The organism is Pseudomonas sp. JAI115 (genome assembly GCF_014200835.1).
In the GTDB taxonomy this organism is placed as follows: domain Bacteria; phylum Pseudomonadota; class Gammaproteobacteria; order Pseudomonadales; family Pseudomonadaceae; genus Aquipseudomonas; species Aquipseudomonas putida_A.
Genome location: NZ_JACHCY010000005.1, coordinates 78365 through 102634 on the forward strand (window position 1 = coordinate 78365; position 24270 = coordinate 102634).

Annotated in this window: 11 protein-coding genes; 6 read left to right on the forward strand and 5 right to left on the reverse strand. The window is 59.8% G+C overall.

Annotation, left to right across the window (positions count from 1 at the left end):
• The first annotated feature begins 82 nt into the window (after nt 1-82).
• From dusB to HDC30_RS13870, 5 genes are all read left to right on the forward strand, one after another.
• On the forward strand, nt 83-1093 hold the full coding sequence (dusB, locus tag HDC30_RS13850; protein ID WP_003221277.1) for a tRNA dihydrouridine synthase DusB: 1011 nt from the start codon (nt 83-85) through the stop codon (nt 1091-1093).
• A complete protein-coding gene (gene fis / locus HDC30_RS13855; RefSeq protein WP_003221275.1) occupies nt 1090-1410 on the forward strand; it encodes a DNA-binding transcriptional regulator Fis in 321 nt (106 codons plus the stop codon). Before dusB ends, fis begins: the two co-directional genes overlap by 4 nt.
• 82 nt (nt 1411-1492) lie before the next feature.
• A complete protein-coding gene (gene purH, locus HDC30_RS13860) occupies nt 1493-3100 on the forward strand; it encodes a bifunctional phosphoribosylaminoimidazolecarboxamide formyltransferase/IMP cyclohydrolase (RefSeq protein ID WP_183783615.1) in 1608 nt (535 codons plus the stop codon).
• 149 nt (nt 3101-3249) lie between these two features.
• A complete protein-coding gene (gene purD, locus HDC30_RS13865; RefSeq protein ID WP_003221269.1) occupies nt 3250-4545 on the forward strand; it encodes a phosphoribosylamine--glycine ligase in 1296 nt (431 codons plus the stop codon).
• A gap of 99 nt (nt 4546-4644) precedes the next feature.
• On the forward strand, nt 4645-7419 hold the full coding sequence (locus HDC30_RS13870) for a hybrid sensor histidine kinase/response regulator (protein WP_183783620.1): 2775 nt from the start codon (nt 4645-4647) through the stop codon (nt 7417-7419).
• Nucleotides 7420-7440: 21 nt separating this feature from the next.
• On the opposite strand, the gene HDC30_RS13875 is transcribed toward HDC30_RS13870, so the two are convergent.
• Genes HDC30_RS13875 through HDC30_RS29195 form a run of 3 tightly spaced genes read right to left on the reverse strand, consistent with a single transcriptional unit; the run spans nt 7441 to nt 9014 of the window.
• Entirely contained in the window at nt 7441-8166 is a 726-nt protein-coding gene (locus HDC30_RS13875; protein ID WP_096794814.1) for a hypothetical protein, read from the reverse strand.
• A 57-nt stretch (nt 8167-8223) separates the two neighbouring features.
• Complete coding sequence (locus HDC30_RS29190; protein WP_260319929.1) at nt 8224-8715, reverse strand: hypothetical protein; 492 nt, start codon at nt 8713-8715, stop codon at nt 8224-8226.
• Nucleotides 8715-9014: a hypothetical protein gene (locus HDC30_RS29195; protein ID WP_260319930.1), complete on the reverse strand. Its 300-nt coding sequence runs from the start codon at nt 9012-9014 to the stop codon at nt 8715-8717. The genes HDC30_RS29190 and HDC30_RS29195 overlap by 1 nt, the downstream gene beginning before the upstream one ends.
• Before the next feature lie 256 nt (nt 9015-9270).
• Here HDC30_RS29195 and HDC30_RS13885 point away from each other — a divergent pair, with 256 nt between their 5' ends.
• Nucleotides 9271-9867 carry a MarC family protein gene (locus HDC30_RS13885; RefSeq protein WP_027613585.1) on the forward strand — a complete coding sequence of 199 codons (597 nt, stop codon included), beginning with the start codon at nt 9271-9273 and terminating at the stop codon, nt 9865-9867.
• A gap of 61 nt (nt 9868-9928) precedes the next feature.
• Here HDC30_RS13885 and HDC30_RS13890 read toward each other — a convergent pair whose 3' ends face one another.
• Together HDC30_RS13890 and HDC30_RS13895 are read right to left on the reverse strand one after the other, a co-directional pair.
• Nucleotides 9929-16885: a TcdA/TcdB pore-forming domain-containing protein gene (locus HDC30_RS13890; protein WP_260319934.1), complete on the reverse strand. Its 6957-nt coding sequence runs from the start codon at nt 16883-16885 to the stop codon at nt 9929-9931.
• A 110-nt stretch (nt 16886-16995) separates the two neighbouring features.
• Nucleotides 16996-24051, reverse strand: coding sequence for a TcdA/TcdB pore-forming domain-containing protein (locus tag HDC30_RS13895; protein ID WP_183783624.1), 7056 nt, complete (start codon nt 24049-24051; stop codon nt 16996-16998).
• Between the last annotated feature and the right edge of the window lie 219 nt (nt 24052-24270).

Below are 24270 nucleotides of genomic sequence, written 5' to 3' on the forward strand. Positions count from 1 at the left end.
CCTTTATCCAGTCATCGAGAGCGGGTATCATGCCAACCCTTTTTCGAACTCTCATGATCCGGCCCCACTTCAGGGAAGTCCTATGTCGGCGGTACGCATCGGCCCATATACATTGCAGAACGGTTTGATTCTCGCCCCGATGGCGGGCGTCACCGACCAGCCCTTTCGTCAGCTGTGCAAGCGTTTGGGCGCAGGGCTTGTAGTCTCGGAAATGGTCACCAGTGACATGAGCCTGTGGAATACCCGCAAGTCGCGCATGCGCATGATCCACGAAGGCGATCCCGAGCCACGCTCGGTGCAGATTGCCGGTGGCGATGCGCAGATGCTGGCGGACGCGGCACGGGCCAACGTCGAACTGGGCGCACAGATTATTGATATCAACATGGGTTGCCCGGCAAAGAAGGTCTGCAACAAGGCCGCCGGCTCCGCGTTATTGAAAGACGAAGCACTGGTGACCGAGATCCTGCAGGCCGTCGTCGCTGCAGTGGATGTGCCGGTGACCCTGAAGATCCGCACCGGATGGGATCGCGACAACAAGAACGGCCTGACTGTGGCGAAGATCGCCGAGCAGGCCGGGATCACCGCGCTGGCCGTGCATGGCCGCACTCGCGCCGATCTGTACACCGGTGAAGCCGAGTACGACACGATTGCCGCGATCAAGCAGGCGGTGTCGATGCCGGTGTTTGCCAATGGCGATATCGATTCGCCGGAAAAGGCCCGTTACGTGCTTGACGCGACCGGTGCCGATGGCCTGCTGATAGGCCGGGCTGCCCAGGGGCGGCCATGGATTTTTCGCGAGATCGAACACTTCCTGCGTACCGGCGAGAAATTGCCGGCGCCGGAGCTGAGCGAAGTGGAACGCATCCTGCTGGAGCATCTGGCCGCACTTCACGCCTTCTATGGGGATGTGATGGGCGTCCGTATTGCCCGCAAGCATGTGGGCTGGTATCTCGCAACCTTGCCGGGCGCCAGGGAGTTTCGCGCCCACTTCAATCGTTTGGATGGTACGGAAACACAATGCGCCAACGTTCGGGAGTTCTTCGCCGAGCGTTACAAGAGCCTGACAGGGGACGAAGAAGGGGTGGCCGCATGACGATGATGACCGAGACTTTAGTGAGTGGAACAGCACCCGTGAGCGACAACGTGAATTTGAAACAGCACCTCAATACCCCGAGCGAAGAAGGTCAGACCCTTCGCGGGAGTGTCGAGAAGGCGCTGCACAATTATTTCGCCCACCTTGAGGGCGCGTCCGTCACGGATGTGTACAACCTGGTGCTCTCCGAAGTCGAGGCTCCCCTGCTCGAAAGCGTGATGAACTACGTCAAGGGCAACCAGACCAAGGCCAGCGAGCTGCTCGGACTCAACCGCGGCACGCTGCGCAAGAAACTCAAGCAGTACGATCTGCTGTAAGCATTCAATCAAACCAGAAAGGCGCCCGCGTAAAACCGGTCGCCTTTTTTGCTGACTTCCTTTGCTTTTGATGGAAATTGAGATGACCGACCAGACTACCCGCCTGCCGATCCGCCGCGCCTTGATCAGCGTTTCCGACAAGACCGGGATCCTCGAATTCGCCAAGGAGCTTGAAGCCCTCGGCGTCGAGATCCTCTCCACCGGCGGGACGTTCAAGCTGCTGCGCGACAACGGTGTTGCCGCAGTGGAAGTCGCGGATTACACCGGTTTCGCGGAAATGATGGACGGTCGGGTGAAAACCCTGCACCCGAAAATCCACGGCGGGATCCTCGGTCGTCGCGGTATCGACGATGCAATCATGAACGAGCACGGCATCAAGCCGATCGACCTGGTTGCGGTCAACCTGTACCCGTTCGAAGCCACCATCAACAAGCCCGGCTGCGACCTGCCGACTGCGATCGAGAACATCGACATCGGTGGCCCGACCATGGTTCGTTCGGCAGCGAAAAACCATAAAGACGTGGCGATCGTGGTGAATGCCAGCGATTACGCCAACGTTCTGCAAAACCTCAAGGCCGGTGGCCTGACCTACGCTCAGCGTTTCGACCTGATGCTCAAGGCCTTCGAACACACCGCCGCCTACGACGGCATGATCGCCAACTACATGGGCACCGTGAATCAGGCTGCCGAAACCCTGAGCACCGAAGGCCGCAGCGAATTCCCGCGCACCTTCAACAGCCAGTTCATCAAGGCCCAGGAAATGCGCTACGGCGAGAACCCGCACCAGAGCGCGGCGTTCTACGTGGAAGCCAAGCCTGCTGAAGTCGGCATCGCCACCGCGACCCAACTGCAAGGCAAAGAGCTGTCGTACAACAACGTGGCCGACACCGACGCCGCGCTGGAATGCGTGAAGAGCTTCGTCAAACCGGCCTGCGTGATCGTCAAGCATGCCAACCCGTGCGGCGTGGCCGTGAGCCCGGACGCCGAGGGCGGCATCCGTCAGGCCTACGAACTGGCCTACGCCACCGACACCGAGTCGGCCTTCGGCGGCATCATCGCCTTCAACCGTGAACTGGATGCCGAGACCGCCAAGGCGATCGTCGAGCGTCAGTTCGTGGAAGTGATCATTGCTCCAAGCGTCAGCGCAGAAGCCCGTGCTGTTGTGGCGGCCAAAGCCAACGTGCGCCTGCTGGCCTGCGGCGAGTGGTCGGCGGATCGCGTTCCGGCCTGGGACTACAAGCGCGTCAACGGTGGCCTGCTGGTGCAGAGCCGCGACATCGGTATGATCGGCACCGACGACCTGAAAGTGGTGACCCAGCGCGCACCGACCGAACAGGAAATCCACGACCTGATCTTCGCCTGGAAAGTCGCCAAGTACGTCAAGTCCAACGCCATCGTCTACGCCAAGAACCGTCAGACCATCGGTGTCGGCGCCGGCCAGATGAGCCGCGTAAACTCCGCGCGTATCGCCGCGATCAAGGCTGAGCACGCCGGTCTGCAAGTGGCCGGTTCGGTGATGGCCTCGGACGCGTTCTTCCCGTTCCGCGACGGTCTGGACAACGCGGCCAAGGTTGGCATCACTGCAGTGATCCAGCCAGGCGGCTCGATGCGTGACGCTGAAGTGATCGCTGCAGCTGACGAAGCCGGTATCGCCATGGTATTCACCGGCATGCGCCACTTCCGTCACTGATACAACCCGATCCAAATGTGGGAGCGGGCTTGCTCGCGAATGCAATCTGTCAGCAACAGCCGTTTTGCCTGACACACCGCTTTCGCGAGCAAGCCCGCTCCCACATAAAGCGCTCCAGCAGCGCCTGACAGATTTTTGAGGTTTTTGAAATGAATGTTTTGATCATTGGCAGCGGTGGCCGTGAACACGCCCTGGCCTGGAAAGTGGCTCAGGATCCGCGCGTGCAGAAGGTTTTCGTCGCGCCGGGCAACGCCGGTACCGCGATTGAAGCCAAGTGCGAGAACGTCGCCATCGACGTGCTGGCCCTTGAGCAACTGGCCGACTTCGCCGAGAAAAACGTTTCCCTGACCATCGTCGGCCCGGAAGTGCCGCTGGTGGCCGGCGTGGTCGATCTGTTCCGCTCCCGTGGCCTGGACTGCTTCGGCCCGACCGCTGGCGCTGCGCAGCTGGAAGGCTCGAAAGCCTTCACCAAGGATTTCCTCGCGCGTCACAAGATCCCGACCGCTGACTACCAGAATTTCACCGAGATCGAGCCGGCCCTGGCTTACCTGCGTGAAAAAGGTGCACCGATCGTGATCAAGGCCGATGGCCTGGCCGCCGGTAAAGGCGTGATCGTTGCCATGACCCTGGCCGAAGCCGAAGACGCCGTGCGCGACATGCTCGCCGGCAACGCCTTCGGCGACGCCGGTTCGCGCGTGGTGATCGAAGAATTCCTCGACGGCGAAGAAGCCTCGTTCATCGTCATGGTCGACGGCAAGAACGTCCTGCCGATGGCCACCAGCCAGGACCACAAACGTGTTGGCGACGGCGACAGCGGCCCGAACACCGGCGGCATGGGTGCCTACTCCCCTGCCCCGGTGGTCACCGCCGACGTGCACCAGCGCGTGATGGATCAGGTGATCTGGCCGACCGTGCGCGGCATGGCCGAAGAAGGCAACGTCTACACCGGTTTCCTGTACGCCGGTCTGATGATCGACAAGGCCGGCAACCCGAAAGTCATCGAATTCAACTGCCGCTTCGGTGACCCGGAAACCCAACCGGTGATGCTGCGTCTGCAGTCAAGCCTGGTGCTGCTGGTCGAAGCCGCTCTGGCGCAAGCGCTGGACAAGGTTGAAGCGCAGTGGGATCCACGTCCGAGCGTCGGCATCGTGCTGGCCGCCGGCGGCTACCCGGGCGACTATGCCAAGGGGGCGGCGATCAACGGTCTGGACGCAGCCGCAGGCCTGGAAGGCAAAGTCTTCCACGCCGGTACGGCGCTGAAGGATGGCAACGTGGTGACGGCCGGTGGTCGCGTACTCTGCGCCACCGCCATGGGCGCCAGTGTCAGCGAAGCGCAGCAGCAAGCTTACAAGCTGGCCGCCGCCATCGACTGGGAAGGCTGCTTCTACCGCAAGGACATTGGCTACCGCGCCATTGCCCGTGAACGTGGCGAAACCCAGGAATAAGCTGTCCTTCACGTCCGGCGCGGGATGCAGTCCCTCGCCGGGCTGTTCCGCCGCCGCGCATCGTTATATTCTGGCATCAACCTACGAAGGGATTTCGCCGTGCGCTGGCTCAGGATTGCCATAAGCTTCACCGTCACGTTGCTGACCTTGCTCTGCATGCTTCCGGCTCTGGCCGCGCAAGGCAGTGGCTGGTCGGTATTGCTTGACGATCAGGGCAATCTGCAACTGAGCGACATCCGCTCGGCGCGCTACACCAATCAATTCAGCCCTATCGAACTTGATCGCCTCACGGCGGCCGAGCCCGATGGCGCACTCTGGCTGCGTTTCAAACTGGCACCGGGCAAGCACGAGCAAGTGCTGCGAATCTTCGCCTTGGACCTGTCCAACCTCAGCCTCTACGTGCTGGACGGCGACAAGCTGATCGAGCAACGCACCTCCGGCACCCAGCAGCCACAGGTCGAGCGGCCACTGCCGAGCAGCGACTTCCTGTTGCCGCTGCCGCAAAGCGACAAGTCCCTCGACGTTTATCTGCGGATGGTTTCCGACCATCAACTGCGCCCGCACATCACCCTGCAATCGGCGGTGATGAGTGCCGCCAACCAGAACCAGACGCTGATCTTCGGTCTGCTGTTCGGCTGCCTCGGCATGCTGCTGCTGCACAACCTCGTGCGCTACGCCTACTCGCGCTCACGCAGCAGCCTGTGGCTGGCGGTCTGCGAAGGTCTGCTGGGCCTGAGCCTGTTGCTGTTGCTCAACCTCGCAGGGCCCTGGTTGCCGAACTGGCACGCGATCCAGACCCCGGGCGCTTATCTGGCGTTATTGCTGACCGCCCCGGCCGGGCTGATGTTCGCCCTGCGCTTCTTCGCCCCGCTCGGCCCGCACCCGCTGAACAAACTGTTGCTGGGCGACATTCTGTTCATCGTCATCTGCAGCCTGCTGCTGTTGTTTGTCAACACCCTGCCGCTGAACATCATCACCTACGCGCTGGTGGCGCTGGCCGGTCTGAGCATGTTGCTGGTCGGCTTCTATCACTGGCAGAAGGGCTACCGTCCGGCGCGGCTGTTCGTTGCCGGGATGGTGGTGTTCAACATCGGTACGCTGATTATTTTGCCGGCCCTGCTGGGGCTGACCCTGGTGGCGCCGCAAGGCCTGATCATGACCCTGATGGGTTTCATCTGCATCAGTGGCTTGCTGATGAGCATCGCCTTGGGTGAACGCCAGCGCAGCATCACCGAAAGCCGGTTCAGCATCAGCCGCGATCTTGCCGCGAGCAATGCCGAGATCAACGCCAAAGCCGAATTCCTCGCCAAGATCAGCCACGAAATCCGCACCCCGATGAACGGCGTGCTGGGCATGACCGAGCTGCTGCTGGGCACGCCACTTTCGGTCAAGCAACGCGATTACGTGCAAACCATCCACAGTGCCGGCAACGAACTGCTGACGTTGATCAACGAGATCCTCGACATCTCCAAGCTCGAATCCGGACAGATCGAACTGGACGATGTGCAGTTCGACCTCAACGCGCTGATCGACGACTGCCTGAGCATCTACCGGGCCAAGGCCGAACAGCAGAACGTCGAGCTGATCAGCTTCATCCAGCCGCAAGTGCCGCGCGTGATCAGCGGCGACCCGACCCGCTTGCGCCAGACCCTGCTGAGCCTGCTGGAAAACGCCCTGAAGAAAACCGACGAAGGCGAAGTGCTGATCGTCGTCGCCCTCGACGAGCGCAGCGTCAAACCGCGCCTGCGCATCGCCGTGCAGGACAGTGGTCAGCCAATGGAGGCGGAAGAGCGCGATGCGTTGCTGCACGCCGAACTGCACAGCAAACACTTCCTCTCGGCCAACCGTCTGGGTGGCAACCTCGGGCTGGTGATTGCGCGGCAACTGATCCGCCTGATGCACGGCGAGTTCGGGATCAAGAGCGGCACCAATCAGGGCAGCACCTTGTGGCTGACCCTGCCACTGGACCCGGATCGTCTGGAACACCCGACCTCCGACCTCGACGGCCCGTTGCAAGGTGCGCGCGTGCTGGTGGTGGACGACAACGATACCTGCCGCAAAGTGCTGGTGCAGCAATGCAGCGCCTGGGGTCTGAACGTCAGCGCCGTGCCATCGGGCAAGGAAGCGCTGGCGCTGCTGCGCACCAAGGCGCACCTGCGCGACTACTTCGATGTGGTGCTGCTGGACCAGAACATGCCCGGCATGACCGGCATGCAACTGGCGGCCAAGATCAAGGAAGACCCGAGCCTCAATCACGACATCCTGTTGATCATGCTCACCGGCATCAGTAACGCGCCGAGCAAGATCATCGCGCGCAACTCCGGGATCAAACGCATCCTCGCCAAACCGGTGGCCGGCTACACGCTCAAGACCACGCTGGCCGACGAGTTGAACCAGCGCAATAAAGGTCAGGTAGTGTTCCAGCCGCAAGTGGTCACTCCCGCTACGGCGGCCAAGGTGCCGAGCGATTTCCGCATTCTGGTCGCCGAAGACAACACGATTTCGACCAAAGTGATTCGCGGCATGCTCGGCAAACTCAACCTGCAACCGGACACCGCCAGCAACGGCGAAGAGGCCCTGCAGGCGATGAAAGCCCAGCGTTACGATCTGGTGCTGATGGACTGCGAAATGCCGATTCTCGATGGCTTCTCGGCGACCCAGCAGCTACGGGCGTGGGAGGTCAGCAATCAGCGTATACGCACGCCGATCGTCGCGCTGACCGCGCACATCCTCGCCGAACACAAGGAACGTGCGCGTCAGGCCGGGATGGATGGCCACATGGCCAAACCGGTGGAGCTGTCGCAACTGCGCGAGCTGATCGAACACTGGGTAGCCCAGCGCGATCAGCAGAACCGTACGGCGTCGACCTTTTAAGCAGGCCTGTCTGGGTGCGCCTCAATCGGCTGCGCAAAGCTGTCTGACTGCCCCTTCATCGGGCAACGTCAACCGCACAACGTTGTCCTTCATCCTGTCCCTGATTTTCAGGGCAACGGCGGCGCGTGCCGGAGCATAGAGGGTCTCAGACAAGTAGGCACCGGCGTAACGCATGCACACGTCGCCGCGCACATCCTCGGCCTGAAACAGCTCGGCCAGGAGGTTGCCGCCAAGCACCCGATCAGTCGCAAGCTCAAGATAGACACTGGTCAAGGAGGTCGGCGTATTCGCGACGACCACCAGCAGGCGCACAGCCGTGGCGGACGCAAGCCCATCTCCGGACTCGGACGCCAGGATGCTCTTCTGGATGTGCCTGCGCAGCAAAACCATGGCCGGCTCGGTGCCGGACAGGCCTGCCAGACGTCGCAGCGCTACAGATGCAGCGCCACTGTTATCCACAGCGTCGCTGAACATCGCGGCGATGACCCAATCACCGAGCGACTCGAGGTTATCCTTTCCGATGGACCATTGCCGTCGAGCTCTGGAGTGGCGCAGCCAATAGTTATCCAGCAACTGCACATACGCGCCATACCAGTCGATCTCCGGCGTCTTTTCGATTTTTTTATTGGCCGCCAATTGCGCCAGCAACAGACACTCGATCAAATCGTCATAGTGCGCCAGCTCCTCCGTTACCGGAACCAGCACAACGGCGCCGCCAACAATCAATACTGAATATTCGTCATTCATATCATTGCTCCCGATAACAAAAAAGGCAGCCGAAACCGGCTGCCTTTTTTTGATCAATCAAATTTCAATATCGACAATCTTGTCACTGTGAGCGATGAGTTTATTGTTAATAGTTTCACGAACCGAATCAGCTTTTAATGTGTTTTTGACAAATACGGTTTCGCCTCGATACAGGTTTACATTACGCACGTCGACATCGACAAACAGCACTTTGGTAGAGGTATTCTTGCGCTGGAAACGCACGCTGCCCAGGGCCATGATCGCCTCACCGTTGACTTCAACGCACGCACCCGCGGAAATTCCACCCACACCGTGTTGCAGCAGATTGCGCTCATAAGCCGTCAGCGCAGCAGTATCACGCTTTTGCAGGGCGGCAATCGCATCTCCCGCCACCTTGAGCATCAACGCCGTAGCCGGGCCTGGCAGTGCAGCGCCGGCAACCACGGAGCCGAGAATTTCCAGTACCAGCTTATCCATACGCACGCTGGTGCCCGCGACGTCCAAGTCGCTGTAATACTTGGTGACTGGCGTCCAGCCGGCCTGGGTCATCACCTCACGAAAACGCAGATACCACTCTTTACCCTGCTCTTCGGCCGGGTACTGTATTTGGCTGCAAGCGTGGCAAAGAGGAAGGCGTTTTCCGCATCGGATCGGTTTTGGGCGCTGATTCCGCCCGCGAAGCCCAGCGAACCTTCTCCCACAACAGAGCCCTTCGACGGTGCTTCTACGTCGTCACCTACAGCCATCAGGGCGCGAGGGCGAATAACCAACTGGTCGTCGATTTCACACTCTTCAATCGCTTTAACACAGGCAGCAATATAACTTTCTCGAACAGCTTGATTATGCACAATAAAATCCCTATTAATTATCAGACAAGTTCCTCTTGAACTTGCGATCAAACAATAACCAAACAAACATACAACCACAAACCCGAATCTGTAACATCATATCCAAACAAAAAAAACAACTAACAAAGAAGAACAACACAACGATCAAAATAAAATCCGGAAAAATGAACAGCCGTGCGCAGCATCTTCTGCGCACACAAGCAACTAACCGACTGATAGACTCGCCGTCATCACTCTCCGGATGCGAGTCGCCCTCATGCTCCACGTGTTATTCAGCGTTTACCTGAAGATGCTGGTGCTCTACAGCCCGTTCTTCGTGTTGTCCTGCTTCATCAGCCTGACTCGTGGCTACTCGCGCAAGGAACAGCGGCGCCTGGCCTGGAAAGTGGCGATCGCCACTCTGATCTCCAGCGTCTTGCTTTATCTGTTCGGGCGGGTGATTTTCGATGTATTCGGGATCACTGCGGACGCATTCCGCATCGGTGCCGGCAGCGTGCTGTTCATCTCGGCATTGGGCATGGCTCAGGGCAAGCCGGTCGTGCAGAGTGACAACGTGCAACAGGACGTGACGATCGTCCCGCTGACCATCCCGCTGACCGTCGGCCCGGGCACCATTGGCGCCCTGCTGGTGATGGGCGTCAGTCAGCCGCACTGGGACGACAAACTGACCGCGATCATGAGCATCACCCTGGCCAGTTTCACCGTAGGGGTGGTGCTGTATCTGTCCAATCACATCGAGCGGGTGCTCGGCGATCAGGGCCTGCAGATCGTCAGCCGGCTGATGGGCCTTTTCGTCTGCGCACTGGCGGCGCAGATCATCTTTACCGGGATCAAGGGCTATCTGGTGTCCTGAACGAAAAGGGCTGCGGAGAAAAATCTCCGCAGCTCGGTCTGATCTGCCAGCTCGCAATGGCTTACTGGTCGATGGACAGCCCGATCAGCGCGCCGAGTTCCAGCAGGGGTTCCGTGGCCATCGCACTCATCAGCTCCTCCAGGCTAACGGTCACCGAGATTTCGTCAGGTAACGCAATCCCGAATGTCACCTGCTGTTGCCGTGCCGCATCAAGGCTCGTGGCATTGCGCAAGATGATGCTGCTTCCCGAATCGGGATCCGTCAGCAGCAAATGGCCGTCGGACCTCGAGACCAGCCATCGCTGCATCGGCTCCAGTGTCAACGCCAGATGAATGCCTGCTTCCTCGGCGTCGACAATCAGGCAATCAAGCCGATCCCAAGTCTGTCGGGCCAGTGAAAGGTAATCTGCAGATTTCGCAAACTTGAGTACCAGTGTATCGACGCCATCCGGAATCGCTACAATCCTGCCCGATGAGCCAATACCGTCGATAACCAGCGTATCTGCAATCCGGCTGACCGCTTCCACAGTCATCCATATATCGATGGGGGTAATGTCTTCACTGGTATTGCTGAACAGTCGGCCCGTTACAGGGTCATGCAGCACCAGGGTCTGATCGTTCGCCACGCCCAGATATTGTGGCCATTCACGTCCTGACACCGCGACACTGAGCAGACGGCCGGCTGCGACGTCATACCAGCTGCAAAGATTATCGCTCCTGCCCGCAAAGAGGTAAGGACCGCTACGCTGACCGGCAAGCAGTCGCGCCAACTTTTGCTCGCGCGCCTGACGAGACGCCAGGCCATTGAAGAATTCGACTTCCACACCGACGATACGCGGTGGCTCGCCATCGACCAGGTTGAACAGCACGTGGTCATGCCGGCGGACGTGCAGGCCGGCTCCATTGGGCACGGCCCAGGCAAAAGTGTCCCGCGGCATGACTCGCTGCATCGGGGCCAGCAAGTGCGCCTGCAGCAGACGTGTCCCCGAACCGAATGCCGCCGCCAGGCTTTCAGGCGCCATGAAGGGCTGACGATAGATTCGTCCGGATGCCCAGTCCATCATCCACGCCGCTTTTTTATCTGGCGTCAGCCTCAACACGCGCATGGCTTTGCCCGCTGTGTCGGCAATCAGAAATTGCTGATCCAGATAGATGACATACAGCGATGTCTTGCCCGTTGCATCGCTGATACCTCCGACTTCCACGCCATCGGCGGATTCGTTCTGAATGCTGGTCCCGACCGTTTCCCACCACTTGAACCCTTGCCCAGTGCGCTGCTGGCGGGCCGACAGCCATGCGTGATTGAGTCCCACCAGCCGCGTCTGGCCGTCGTCATTCATCTGGAACAGCATGCCTTCGTCAGTGAGGATGACGTATTGTCCGCCCTGGCGGTGCACATGCTGCACCTCAAGGTGCAAGACACTTTGTGCAAACATCTCGGGCATCTGATCCGCTGCGCCGATGTGCTGTCGATAAACAAGGCGATGGCCAAGATGATGAAACAACACTGTATCGCCGCTTGATTGAAGCGGATCAAGCAGCACCCAATCGAGAAAGTCAGGTGTACCTTCCGTATTGCGCAGCACAGGCCGAATGACGCGCTCATCTTCACTGCGCACCCAGGCTCGGGTGGCTTTGCGCAAATTCTCGTCGAAGGTGTCGATCGTAATCATTGCGCCCAGTGTGAATTCCACTCTCTGGTCATCAAGTACCTCATGGTATGGGTAGTCGTGCCGTCGGAGGAAATCCGAAACATTGTCGCGTCCTTCGCGAATGATCCACGGATGGTCTGAATTCATATCGGAGATCGCAGTAAGGGCGAGGTAGTCTTCGCCGAGCAGGTAAGTCAGCTTGTAGAAGCTTTTCCACATGTCTTCAAAGCGCTGGACCACCTGCAGCAAACCCTCTGGCGTCGCCTGAATCGAAACAATGCAGGGGTTTTTTGATGAATGTATTTTCATCACCCGGTAAGTGCGTTTGATCTGCCCGGTGACCAGATCCGTACGCCAGATGATTCCCTGCGCCGGGCAGTAATAAAACATCTCCTCGCCGATCTTCGGGCCGATGCAGATCTGCGCCGCATACTGTGGGTCCAGTCCGCGCACCAAGTGCATGGCATCTTCGGTGTGGTCGTACCAGGCCGTGGTACGAACACCAGTCAGGGCATCGTGATAGTTGCGGATGACCGTCGGGCCATCGGCCAGACGATGAGCGCGGGCGAGTTCGCGCAAATGCTTGCGTGTGGCCGAGCCATCGGCATCGTTGAGCGCGTCGAGCTCAGCGAAAAGCAGCGCTCCCGTTGCCCAGCCCACCTGATAGAAACCCTCCTCGAGTTGCAGATACACGACACTCCTGGCGGGCACCTGCACCCGCATCGAGCCCAACTGAAAAGTATCCTGTTCCAGCTTCACCGCCGCCGCACTCACCCATGGGGCACGCAATGACCACGTCATTGGATCATCGGAGGAAACCTGCAGCCGCAACGACTTGACGCCCTCGGTCAGGGTGATCGAGCAGTGCCCGCCAGTGGCATCGATGTCATAGCAAAGGTAACCGTGCACCTCCTGCGGCAATGGGGGGACGTGCAGAAAACGCTGATCAGGGCCAATCGCAACACTGACGCGGGTTTCCTCGTAGTTGGGCACCATTTTTTCCATGATGTACTCGGTCGGTGCCTGGTAAAAGCTGAACCAGAATTGCCGCTTGCCTGCCAGCTTGTATTTTTCCAGTGCCAAAGCCGTTTCCATGTTTTCTGTGAGCGTTGTCGCAAATGGCAGACCTTCATGGACGAAGCCCAGAAAGCACTCCGGCACACTCGGCAGCACGACGCTTTCAATACCCGGCGCCATATCGAAGGAAATCGAGTCGCGAAGGTCGAGGGCCTCTCGAATGCTGAATGCCTTGCTGCGATCCCCGACGATCCTCGGCTTATGCAGAAAGGAGTAATCTTCCGCGGCGAAAATTTTGTGGCCGCCGAAGGTAATGAGCCCTTTGCGCAAATCAAGCCCGGTATAGACCGCACAAGGATTGGCAATGTAGGTATCGCCTTGCACCGAATGGCTTTGCGGTCGATAGGCCGAATGCACATCATTCAGATACCGGCCGATCCGTCTTCCACGTTCTGCCCTGGCGCTGAACCCCTCGACCAGGGCGCCGATGCCCACCGCCAGCCCGCCCAGAATCACCCCGGCGCCGCCGAGGAAGGCCGCCGCCGTGCCCGCACCGGCAACACCGGCGCCCAAAGCGCCAACACCCAGCGCCAGCCCAGCTGAATCGAAGGCCAGCTGCGTGGCATAGACCGCACGCTGGATATCGTTTTGGGCATTGACCAACAGATAAATGTCGAAGCCGATGCTGGCCAGCTGCAAAACGGTGCCGACACCTTCGTTCAAGACGTTGCCCAGTGCATTACTGACAATCGACGAGGTGGTTTTGGCCACCCGCAGACCGTCGGTAAACGCATGACGCACCAGATTCAGCAGTTGTACTGCGTCGACCACCAGCCCGTGAGCCATCTGCGCGTAGGCCAGGTAACCGTGGATACGTACGGCCGACGTCAACGCGGTCGACCCCATCCCGGACTCTGCGCTCTGCAAGCCGAGCAGCAGGGCTTGAATGGCAAATCCGGCGTTGAGCGTGTGCACCGCACCGACATCCGTCGGATCGATCACTGGCGCCCCCGCGCGTCTGCCGGACAACGCTTCAAACGTATCGCTCAGGTAAGACTTGATCCCTTGCAGGCGCGTGTCATCGGACTGCACTGTGCGTGTGCGCTGCGGATCACTGGCACTGACCAGGGTGATTTCGCTGCGCCCTTGCGCAGTGCTCTTCAGGGAGTCGAACACCGGAACGAAGTCACGAGACAGTTGATGCTGGTCCTGTAACCGCAGGGTCGCGCTTTCGATCGTCCGCGCCCACTTGTGGCTGTCCACACTGCTCAGCGCCTGTCCCAGACGCGCGTTCTCTGACAAGGAACGCGCGCGCAAGGCGGCATGCTGACTCCAGGGTTCGACGGCACGCCCGCCACCCAGCGGATCACTGCTGAGCAAATGCTCAACGCTAATTTCCGAAGGCAACGATTTACCCGCAATGCTTGCGCCGTCGAGTTCGATGACCTCGAAAACGCTGGCAGCCCCCCGTTCCAGACCATAAAGCCTGGCAATCACTTCCTCCTGCATGAAGCGCTGGACGCCTTGTTGCAGATCCTCGATCCGGGCGAACGCATACAGCCCGAAGTTGGGATCGTAGAAGCGATAGGATGTCTCGCCTTGCACCACAACCTTGCTCACCAGCATCGAATGATTGTCTGTGTTGAGCAGCAGGCTGCCGGCAGCGGTTTTCGCTTCCAGCGTCTGCATCAAAGTGGCCAGGTTCGCCGCCGGTCTCTTCTCGCCGAATCGCGCCATGGGTACGCCACGCAACTCGTCCAGCACCTTGAGCAGGGCATGGGCTTGCGGTGCGTCGGGAGTGAGATTGGCAATCGCCAGTTTGCCGATCAACGCGCGCTCGGCCGAGGCGCCTTTCTCCAGCGCGGCGGCCATCACCAGCGCCAGTGGATAGCAGCGTCGGCCCGGATCCCCCGCACCGCGCAACAACAAATCCTGCGGCAATTGTCTGGCCGTATGCGCACCCGCCTCGAAGAACGCCTCGCGCACTGCCGCACCCCGCGCAAGGATCGACGCCCGTCGCTCATTCATGGCGGCGACTTCGACCCGACTCACGTACTCGCGCCATTGCCGCACGCTGATCGGTTCGGCAAATGCCTGCGCCTTCAGCACCCTGGAGTTCTGCCCGAGCGATTCGCGCTCCGATGCATTGACTCGTGCCTCCACCGGTGCAGGATCGCGATTGAGCAGTGTCTGTTCGATCACCTCGTAGCGCGCGACCAGGCCACGGTCGCGCGTATCTTCGGCAAAGGCGACGGTGGTTGCCCAGGCGTCTGCGAACCCGACCTGATCCAGTGTTGCGGCACCGAACAGGCCGCCGAACATCACCCGATGCAACGGGCTCAACTGATCCAGCGGCAACTTGCCCGCCGCGATGCGCGCCAAGGCCTCGTTGAGATTACCCAGTGACTCGGCCCCCATGGACGTTGGAGCTTTGTCGACTGTCTGGTTCAGCACCTGCTGTCGAGCATCAAAATCGAGGCGGATGGGGACGTTGAACGTCACATCACCGGTCAAGCGGTCATTCATGGCCCGTACAAACGGCTCACCCAGATCATCCAGCAGTTGCTGCAGGACCGAGGTCAGCAACACCGGTTTGCCTTCGATGACCGGCCAGCCCAGTTTGAACGTGAGAGTCCGCTCTTTCAGCAAATCGGCAAGATTACCGGCGTAGCGCGACTTGAGCTTGCCCGAGTTCCACTTCTCATGTTCTTTTGCCAGCCAGTCTTCGGGGGTGCCTTTCACGGCCCAACCGGAGATCATTTCCTCTTCGGTGAAGACGTTGAAGCCCTCGACCTGCTTCAGGTGTTTGCGAATCGTGGGCAGTTGCTCATGCTGCATGTCTCTTTCGACATAGCCGACTACACCGCTTTCAAGCGCACCTGGTCCGGTCATGTCGATAGTGCCCAAAGCGTCGAGACGAATTCCGTCCTGATAATAACCGGCGATGGCCCTTACGAGTCGGTCGGGGGAATAGCCAGACGAACTTGGCAAGCGCCCGTCAGCCTGGGCTTCAAGTACGACCTTGACTGTAATATCCAGGACTGCCGCCACATCTGATGGCGTCACGCCTGCGAGGCTCATGCGGCGCTCAACCTCATACAGGCAGTCATAGTTCGTCCGGATCAAGTGCATGCTCGCATTGACCATGCCGCTGCCAGGGTGAGCCAGAACATAGGCATTCATTTCACTCGCCGACGGATCGCCCCAGGCCGCGCCGCGCCCGATGGCATCCTGGGGTAAAGACGTCGGCTGCGGCGAAGCGAAAATCTGCTCCACACCCGGCCTGCTCCGGGCAAATGCGCTCAGTGCCTCGAGATGCTCGGCGAGAATATGCCCGGTTCTGTCGACATAACGTTGCCGATCGCGCCCCGGCATCAAGGTATCGTCATGGTTGAGCAATAACTGCAGGACACCGATCTTCGCGTCTGTGCTGAAACCACTGATGTCCACGCCGCCCGGTCTCTCGATCAGCGGCGGCAAATAATCCATGTCGCTGTAACGCCCGCCCTCGAGAAACTCGGCCTGCAGTCGCACCACGTCACTGGCAGCAGCAAAGTTGCCGCGCATGGCGACTTCGCGCTGGTAGACGTCAGCCAGAAAATGACTGGCAAACTCCTGGCGAACATCGCGCAGGCGCAAGTCCTCACCCACCATGGCCTGATGCGAATCCAGACATTTCTGGCGGAAGGCTTCGAGCGTCGCACGTTCCTTGCCATAACCCCGCACCATCAGGTCGATCCGCGCCTCGTCTGCGCGTCCGGCCCAGCGTGGATGATTCAGGTAGTCGAACATCTGCTGTTTGAGTACCCGTGCGCGGTCTTCGATCATGCTCGACAGCAACGTTGGTTTTGCCTTTTGGGCCTCTTCTAACCCCATCGTGTCCGCACGGGCACTGTCGAGAATCACCCGATTCATTTCAAAGGCCAGCAGCGCATCACTGTCATACCAGAGATTGAATGCATATCCCTGCGACGCCAGTACCTTGCGCCAGATGTTCATGTAATCGCGCTGATTCGGCCCGACCTCACTGCCACCGACCCAGACAAAATGCATGATGCGCGGTATCGGTTTGCCAGCGGAGAGCATCTTCACAGTCGCACTCAAGCGGCGGTCGTAGTCGCCCAGTTTCAGGCGCAGTTTATTGACCTGAGCATCCGCGGCGTCCAGCTGTGTTGATTCAATCGCGTCCTTGAGCAATCTGATCGCTATCAATTGTTCTGCAAGACTGGTAGCCGCCGTAGCTCCGTCGTAGTAGCGCAAAGGAGCCTCCCCCAGGCTACCGCTGACGGACTCAAGTTCTGTGCGCGCAATAAGATCGGCGAACACTCTGCCCATCGTGACTTCATCCATAGTGCTCAATGCAATTTCCTTTTTTTTGGCCAAACGAACCCATCGCGACGACATGAACCGTCGCGACACAGAGAGAAAACAAACTTCAAAAAACCCAACGAAGACTTTCGTCAGGCCGGCACCGCTCCCAGCAACTGCGCCAGCGTTGTACTGCCGTCGCCATCATCGACTTCGACGATTTCCCGCAGCCTCTGCACCAGGCTCGATACCGGATAGGAACGCCCGCCCTCGAACCCGAGGAAGACGTCGCCACGCATCGCCGGATCCACCGAGCACACATCCCGCAGGATCAGGCTGTGCTGGCGATCCGGGTCGACAATCAGCAAGTGCTCGTCGACAAACGACAGTTGCAGTGTTTGCGGTGCGTCCAGCGCCCAGACCAGCTTGCCGGGAATCGCCGGGATCTCGCCCAGCGGGTGACGGCAATCGACAATCACCGAGTCCAGCCGCAACCAGCAGGCCCTCGACAGGTGATACGTGACACCGCCCTGCCCCAGGCGCAACACCAGACAGCTCACGTCATCAGCGATCAGTGGCAACAGGTCTTCAACCTTGTTCTGGCCCTCGACCACCAACACCTCGGCCTCGCGCCGCATGTATTCGAACGGGCCGATGCTCTGCTGACCGGGGTAGACGTGTACGCGGTGTGCCTGAAGTTCGTGCAGCAGCACATGCCGATGGCGGGTGCCGAGCAATTCGCAATCGTGTGGCAGATCCTGGCCTGCTACACGAATCAGTTGTGCATTCGCCACGTCGTACCATTGCAGGTTGCCCGCGCCAGACTCCACGGCGATGTAGGGCCCATGCTCGGCGGTCTCCAGCAATGCCTGCAGAGACTCCGGCAAATGTTCCGCGTGCTCGCTGGCCCAGTGATGATCGACACCGATGATCCTTTCAGCTTCCTGATATCGCAGCTTGAGTGACACGCCGTTGACCGATGTCCCGTACAGACCGGAGCCGTCATTGCGCACGGCGCTGAACCGCCAGTCGTCCCACTCGGCCTGCGGTGCCGGCAGCATGTCGCTCGCCAGTAACTGGGCGCCGCTGCCGAATGCTGGCTCGAGTTGCCGGCTGTCGAAGAACCGCTGACTGCAGATTTCACCGCTGGCGACATCGAACAGCCAGACCGCCTGGTTGTCCGGTGTGACCCCGAGCAGGCGCATTTCCCGTTCGTGCCCCGGATCGCACAGCAGCAAGCGGTTATCCACATACCAGGCACACAGGCTGCGATCACCGGCGGCGTTGCGCAGACCCAGAATGGCGAAACTGTTGACCGGGTACTTCACCGCCAGCGTTTCGAGTGCCTGCCACCACTGTGCGCGCCCCCTGAGCCAGCGCTCACTCAAGCCACCCAGATGCACTTCACCCTCTGCGGTCAGGTTGAAGAACAGACCGTCGTCGGTCAGGGCCAGATACCCGTCCTGTACCGGCACCACGTCATTCAACCCGTCGGGCTGCAGCCATTGATGTGTCCATTGCGCCGGCCAGCGCTCGCTGCCAGCGGACGCGCTGCGTTGCACCTTGCACAGCTTTTGCGCCAGCCGGTCGTAGATGAAAAACAGCTCGTGCTCATCGTTGACCGGCAGAAGCAGCAGATCACCAAGCTGTTTGATCGAATCGACCCAGCCGCGGTCATGCCCGAAGGCAAACGGATGAATGCACAACAGGTCACGGCTGCGAATCCAGACCAGGTCACGTTTGCCCGGATCGAACGCCCAGCAGACCGACACGTAAGCGGCCGGTTGCCAGTCGACGGTACTGACGCCTGCGCGTTCGGGTACCGGCGATAACGTGAAATAGTGACCAAGCACCGCCGACCAATCCGTCAAGGTCGGGTTGGCGAACACTCGCTGGCCCAGCTCACGGTCAATCTCTCGGGTAACTGCCACCAGTTGCAGTTGGCCTTCATGGATCAGGTAGTTGAATTGCGTGACTTGCCGATCGGTACCCAGCCATTGCTGTTCGATATGAATCACGCCCTGCGCATCGACTTCAATACGCCGAATGCTGCACTGCCCCTCCATGACAAGCAGACGGTAGCGGCACTTGAGCAAACCGCTGACGGCATCGATCTGCCAGATATCGTAGTTGTGCAGCTCATAGAAAAACGCAGAATCGTCGACCACCGCCGCCAGCAGCATTTCATCGGCCGCAAGTACCTCTTCACTGCGGATGTACAGAAAACGATCCTCGGCAGCGTCGTACCAGGCCGTGGTGTGACGCGGCTGGCTCTCGGGCTCGAAAGGAATCGGAAAGTGATGAACTGGCGTGTAAGGCAGCACCAGCCGATGCTCCCGGGCCAGTGTCTGGTAATGCGTGAGCAGCGACTGCTCATTCTCCCCGGCTGGCGCGCTCTGCTCGATAATGTCCAGTCGTCCGTCACTGCGGTTGACCTTGAACGATTGCCGCCCGGTCAGCTGAAGCATGACCTCATGCCGACCTCTGCCGCCGAACGTCACCTTCACCCCACCCACCGAAAGAACCCCGCCGACGTCGATCCGCACATCCCTCTCGGTGGCCCAGGCGGCTACCAGATTCCAGCGGCACTGCTGCAGGCTGGGGGACTGCAACTGGAGATTGACCCCGCGATTGAGGATCAGTGAGCAGGCGCCGCCCGCACCTTCGATGCGGTACGACACCTTGTCGTGCCAGACCTGCGGCATCATTGGCACCGCCAGCGCACGCTCGTGGGCATCCAGCCGCACCTCGATCACGGTTGGCCGATACGACGGTGCGAGACGGTTGATGATGTAGTGCACGGGAAAGGAGTAGAACGAAAACAGAAACCGCCGCTGGCCAGCCGCATCCTTCTTCTCCAGCTTGCGGGCGGTATCGAAGCCGGTGTCGTGACGCAGCGTCGAGAATGGCAACGCCTTGTATTCGTAACCGTAGTACGTGGTCGGCGTACACGGCAGGACGACCAGTTGCGTAGTCGGCGGATCGAAGTGGATGTAGCCGGGAAGACCCAGTTCACGCCGCAGATCGAGCGCTTGTTGATCATCCGGATTGAAATCCGGCACCCCGAAATGGTCGCGCAGCCGATACACCTTCGGACTGTCGAGCACCAGCATCGTGCGATTGAAGTCCAGGCTCTGGACGACCAGCGAAGGGTGAGCGACCCACGCCCCGAGTCCGTCGTCATAACGATAACCGACACCCCGACAGGCCCGCTCCAGATCATCGAAGAACAGCCCGACCTCCTGCGCCTGCTCAGCGATCCTGGCAAACCCCTGGGCCAGGGCCGCCACACCCACGGCCAGTCCGCCCAGGATCACCCCGGCTCCACCGAGCACGGCGGCCGCTGTTGCCGCGCCCGCCGTGGCAGCCCCCAGACCACCGGCGGTCAACGCCAGACTGGCGGAGTCGAAGGCCAGTTGGGTGCCGAATTGCGCGCGCTCGATCTCGTTGTCTGCCGTCGCCAATTGATAGATGTCGAAACCGACATTGGCCAGCCCCAGCACCGCGCCCACGCCTTCGTTGGCGACATGTCCCAGCGCCTCGCCCACCACCGGCGCACAGGTGCGGGCGATGATCTTCTCTTCATTGAGCGCGGTTTTTACCAGACTGATCAGGCCAGCGACATCCGTAACATTGCCATGCACCAGCTGCGCGTAATTGACGTAAGCGTGCAAACGCACGGCGGTGGTCAGGGTGCGGTCATCCCCCTCTCGTCCACGCAGGACGTTCATCAGTGCCTGGATGGTGAAGCCGGTATTGAGCGTGTGTACGGCACCCGCCTCTGCCATCTGTGGCGAGGCTCGGGTGCCCAGTGCCGAAAACTGCTCCGACAGATAATTTCTGATGCGCAGCAGACGGTGATCGGAGCTCACCACCTGCACCACATGCTCGGCCTGCGAGGGATCGATCAGGTTGATCCGGTACTCGCCGGCAGGCGTCATCTCCAGGGTTTCGAACAACGGCACCAGCGGTTTTGCCGCAGCATGCAAGTGCTGTAGAGCGTCAGTCGCCTGGGCAATCTGCTGTCCCCACCAATGACTGTCCAGATCGCGCAGGCTGCGCCCCAGGTGCGGATTACTGACCAGCGAATGGCCGCGAGCACTGTTCAGGCGCCGACGGATCGGTCGCTGTGTATGCTCCGGCAGCACATTGTCGGATTCCAGCAATTGCCCGACGCGCAAACCGCCGGACAGATCCAGCGCCGCTATCTTTTGCCCCTGCAGCTCGATCAGATCAAATGTCGGGCGCGCGTCGTCGCCATAGGCCGCATAGTATTTCGCCATGCCCTGTTTCTGGAAAAGGTCGGTCAGTGCCAGTTGGAGCTGGTCTGGCTGGCCGAACTCGAACACGCCGAAATTGGGATCATAAAAGTGATAGGTGGCGCGCCCACCATTGATGGTTTTCGCCACCAGCATGGCGTGGTTATCCGAGTTGAGCATCAGCGTGCGCGAGCTGGCGAACGCCTCCAGCGTGGTGCCGAGCTGCTGCAGATCGACCCGCCCCAGCGGCTTGCCGATATCGTGCAACTGCACGCCGCGCAACTCCTCGAGCGCCTCCAGAAATACAATTGAATCGCGCTGCTGCGGCTCGACGGTGGCCAGGAAGAATCGCTCGCGCAAGCGTCGCGACGCCGCCACGCCGTGCTCCAGAGCAGCGCTCATGATCAGCGCCAGCGGGTAACAACGGCCACCGGGATCCCCTGGCCCCTGGAGCAACAGATCCTGCGGCACCAGTTTGACGTCACTGGCCTCGATTTGCCCCAGTACCTGACCCAGCCGCAGGATCACCTGCTCACGATGTTCGCGGGTGGCGATGGTCTGGATATGGGCAACATGACGGCCCCATTGAAACAGCGTGTGCGCCTGCGACAGCGCAGCTCGTTTCAACGTTAGCGCGCTGTCCGACGAGACCATCGGCTGGTCGACATGGCTGGCGAGACCGGCCATGAATTGCGGCGCCCGATGCTGATACAGATGGCGTTCAATGGCCGCATAACGCACCGATGCTCCTACCTCGGCAACGCTGTTGGCGAGGTTGTCGAGCTCGGGGGCAAGTTGCGTGAAGCTTGAGTTATCCAGTGAGCGTACGCCGAGCATCTGTCCCAACACTACCCTTTGCAAGGGACTGATCTGGAAGAACTGCAACGAACCCTCGGCAATGCCGCTTAGCAACTCATCCAGCGCCAGCCCCTGAATCCGCGCATCACTGAGCGACGCCGGAGCTTGCAGAGTGACGGGTTGGGCCTTGATGGCCTGACGATCGTCGAACCCCAGACCCGGCCCTTCGGGAAAAACCAGCGGACCGTTATGACCTTGCCTCATCGCCGCCACAAACGGTGCACCGAGTCGGTCGATCATCCCTTGCAAGACCTCCGTCAATAACACCGGGCGTCCCTCGATGAGCGGCCAACCCTCTTCGAACAACACAGTCTGTTGTTTGAGCAGGGCAGCAACATCACCGCTGTAGCGGGCACTGAACTGTCCTTGCCGCCAACGCTGCTGTTCGTCGACAACCCATTGTTCATCATCGCTGGCGTTGTCTTTCCACGAGTGATCCTGCTCCTCCTCGGTCTTGTCGTTGATCATCCAGAGCGGCTCGATGGCAGTCTCGACGCGCACTGTTTCATCTTCGCGCGGGACGAAGTTGTGCCGTTCGTAATCGCGCATGCCAGCGCGCATCGCGGCCGGGCCAGTCAGAAAAATTGTCCATTCGCTCTGCGGGCGGATACCGTCTTCGAAATATCCAGCGACCGCCAGAATCAGTTCGTTCGCCGTTGCATGCTCGATCGAGGACAGAGCGGCAATCGAGCCGCAGTTTTGCTCGAATACCTCGCGCGCAAGCGTCGACATGCCGTAAAAATCGCTCAGCGCAACGCCGCGCTTGGCCGCCAGTCGAGCCGTCAGGTCGATGAAGTCATAATTGAAGCGAAACCGGTCGATCACGCTTTTGAGCATCGGCGATCGGGCATGGGCCATCAGGAAGGAATTGCTCAGCGAGCTCTGCACAGCAACTGCCCGCAAGTCCTGTGGGCGGACGAGCAACTCGGCCGGCGCCTGGAACACTTCATTCAGCGCCGGTTTTTGTCGGGCAAACGTCTCAAGCGCGGCGCGGTGTTGCTCGGGAATGCTTGCCAGATAATCAGTGTACTGGTGGCGCAGCGCCTCGCGTGCAGGCATCCAGTGCCGATTGTGATCGAGCAGCAGTTGCAGAACGCCAACGCGTGACCGGGGATCAAACCCGCTGATGTCAACGCCTCCCAGGGTCTTGACCAGTGGCGGCAGATTATCGACATCGGCATATCCGCCGCCCTCTTCGTAAACGACCTCGGCGCGCACCACATCGGAAGCAGCTGCCAGATTGCCGCGCAACCGGATTTCGCGCTCGTAGATATCCTGTAATTGCAGCGGAGTATCCAGGGCGTTCAAGTCGCGCAACTGCAGGTCGTCTCCTGCGAGGTCCAGCAGACTGCGGCGGTTTTGCTCGATCAGCGCCTCCAGTTGCGCGGCGTCCTGCCCATAGGCACGGGCCAACAGATCGACGCGTGCTTCATCAGCTGAAAGTCCCCGCGCCAGTGCGGCATCGATATGCATGGACATCTGTTGTTTAAGGACGATGGCCCGTTCTTCGTACAGCGTGCCCAACTGGTCTTTGGAAATACTGTCGCTGCCATCTTGTTGCAGGGCGTCAGCCTTGGCCGCCTCGACGATCAGCCTGTTGGTTTGCCAGGCCAACAATGCGTCGCTGTCGTACCAGAGATGGAGGCTGTAACCTTGCCCGTTCAGCACCTGTTTCCAGAGGTTGAGATAGTCACGCTGTATCGCGCCCAGTCCTCCACCGAGCCAGACAAAGTGCAGATTCTTCGGCACCGCAGTCGGGGTGCTCTTCGCGTACGCCAGGCTGTTTTGCACACGGGTCTCGAAAGCCTGGATGCTGTTATAGATGCGCGACAACTGTGCAGGCTGGCTATCGGATTGCGAGTATTTATGTGGCGAACCGATCAACTGGCCGATCGACTGCTTGAGCAGTGCCAAAGGCTCGATCAGTCGTGGAGAATCGAGCAAGCCGATACAGGCAAAATAATAACGCCACACTGACTGATAGGATTCACTGCCCCTGTACGCCGACATGGCCTGTTCCAGATCCGCCTGCTTGAACAGTTTGATGAATTTGACAAACCCGCTGGCGTCTTGAGTTCTTCGGTCCTGCATGAAAGTTGCTCCTTTGCCCTGACCAGTAACGAAAGTGCCCGCTGGCACTTGCATAGCGGCCAAACTAACTTCTGGCGAATCGGAGCTCAAACTTCAAAACTTTCAATACATGTCAAAATCAACAACTAAAAAACAACTGATAACGCATGTAACGGCAACAAGTTATTTCTACAATCAATATATAAATCAAACGCACCCGAGCAGAACGCGAAATTATCA

Bases quoted from the DNA above. Each gene is read 5' to 3' on its own strand.
- dusB (WP_003221277.1), top strand. From the start codon at position 83: ATGTCGGCGGTACGCATCGGCCCATATACATTGCAGAACGGTTTGATT.
- fis (WP_003221275.1), top strand. From the start codon at position 1,090: ATGACGATGATGACCGAGACTTTAGTGAGTGGAACAGCACCCGTGAGC.
- purH (WP_183783615.1), top strand. From the start codon at position 1,493: ATGACCGACCAGACTACCCGCCTGCCGATCCGCCGCGCCTTGATCAGC.
- purD (WP_003221269.1), top strand. From the start codon at position 3,250: ATGAATGTTTTGATCATTGGCAGCGGTGGCCGTGAACACGCCCTGGCC.
- HDC30_RS13875 (WP_096794814.1), bottom strand. From the start codon at position 8,166: ATGAATGACGAATATTCAGTATTGATTGTTGGCGGCGCCGTTGTGCTG.
- HDC30_RS29190 (WP_260319929.1), bottom strand. From the start codon at position 8,715: ATGACCCAGGCCGGCTGGACGCCAGTCACCAAGTATTACAGCGACTTG.
- HDC30_RS13885 (WP_027613585.1), top strand. From the start codon at position 9,271: ATGCTCCACGTGTTATTCAGCGTTTACCTGAAGATGCTGGTGCTCTAC.
- HDC30_RS13890 (WP_260319934.1), bottom strand. From the start codon at position 16,885: ATGGATGAAGTCACGATGGGCAGAGTGTTCGCCGATCTTATTGCGCGC.
- HDC30_RS13895 (WP_183783624.1), bottom strand. From the start codon at position 24,051: ATGCAGGACCGAAGAACTCAAGACGCCAGCGGGTTTGTCAAATTCATC.